This is a genomic window from Dankookia rubra (assembly GCF_004355005.1).
Classification (GTDB): Bacteria; Pseudomonadota; Alphaproteobacteria; order Acetobacterales; family Acetobacteraceae; genus Paracraurococcus; species Paracraurococcus ruber_A.
On record NZ_SMSJ01000278.1, the window covers coordinates 1 to 1,224 of the forward strand.

At 64.5% G+C, this 1,224-nt stretch carries 1 protein-coding gene and 1 tRNA gene; both read left to right on the forward strand.

Annotated elements, in window-relative coordinates; genetic code table 11:
* Positions 1 to 325: 325 nt before the first annotated feature.
* A complete protein-coding gene (locus tag E2C06_RS36535) occupies positions 326 to 616 on the forward strand; it encodes a hypothetical protein (RefSeq protein WP_133293397.1) in 291 nt (96 codons plus the stop codon).
* 346 nt (positions 617 to 962) lie between these two features.
* Positions 963 to 1,037 (forward strand) — tRNA-Ile (locus E2C06_RS36540).
* The last annotated feature ends 187 nt before the right edge of the window (positions 1,038 to 1,224 follow it).

Here is a 1,224-nt window from a genome sequence, read left to right on the forward strand (position 1 = left end):
CCGCCGGCGCCCCCTCGGGCTTGTCGCTGTAGTTCTGGTCCATCGGTCTGACCTCCGGTTGCGGTGATCTCTACCGCAGCCGGCTGTCTCATCGAACCGTGCCGCACCCCACAAGGTGCGCGTTCCCATGCGCGATGGAGCCACAGTGGTACCAGTCGTCGCAACCATGACAGGCGCACGCGGCGTTCCAATGCTCTCTGGTACCATGCGGCACCACGAGGCGGCGGAAAAGTCTCGGTTATTTTGCACAAGAAACTTGTACAAGTCAGGATGAGGCGGTAGTCTCAGGTCAACAAGCCCAGGCAACCGACCTAGAGACCCGGTCATGACTCAGGCCCCTAAGATCAAGGCGATACGTGCCAAGCGCGACACGCTCTGCGCCGCATTCGACAACTTCCGCGCTGTCCGCGAGCAGCTGCACGAAGGCCGCGCCTCTGCCTCGGATGCCGCCGTGGCTGCCTTCGACCTGATTAGGGCCTATTGGGCCCGCGAGGTGGCGGTATCTGACAGTGACGCGCAAACCATCCTGGTCGCTATGAGGCTGACGCGCGGCACCACGCGCCAGCGAGCCACTGAGACGGCTGCCTTCCTCTCTCGTATCAACGCGGATGCCTGAGCCGTGGCGATAACTTCCGGCCTCCGTGAGTCTCTCGACCAGTTTGCGGCCTTGGTCGAAAACGGAGCGTCGACCACGCGCATGCTCCCGTCGGCCAGGCGCGTGATGACGGAGTACCAGCTCACTCTCCCGGTGCTGATAGGGGTCGACGCGAGGACACTGCAGCGCGCCCTAGCGCTTACGCTGCAGGCGGACGGAGCACCCGAGCACCGCTGGGCCTTCGCGGAGGCACGCGCCAACTTCACCGACCTCCTGCGCGGCGCGGCAGACGGCCAACCGCAGCTGGTGGTTCACCGGGATCTGGGGGAATTTATAGTCCTCCAGCGCATAGCCCCCTGATTCCTTCGGGCCTGTAGCTCAATGGCAGAGCGCACGACTCATAATCGCAGGGTTCTCGGTTCGAGTCCGGGCGGGCCCACCAACGATAAAGGCCGCCGGGGATCGCTCCCCAGGCGGCCTTTCCTTTATCCCTGGGGCAGGCAGTGGCATCGCTTTACTGGGGTGCGGCACGGTTCGATGAGACAGCCGGCTGCGGTAGAGATCACCGCAACCGGAGGTCAGACCGATGGACCAGAACTACAGCGACAAGCCCGAGGGGGCGCCGGCGG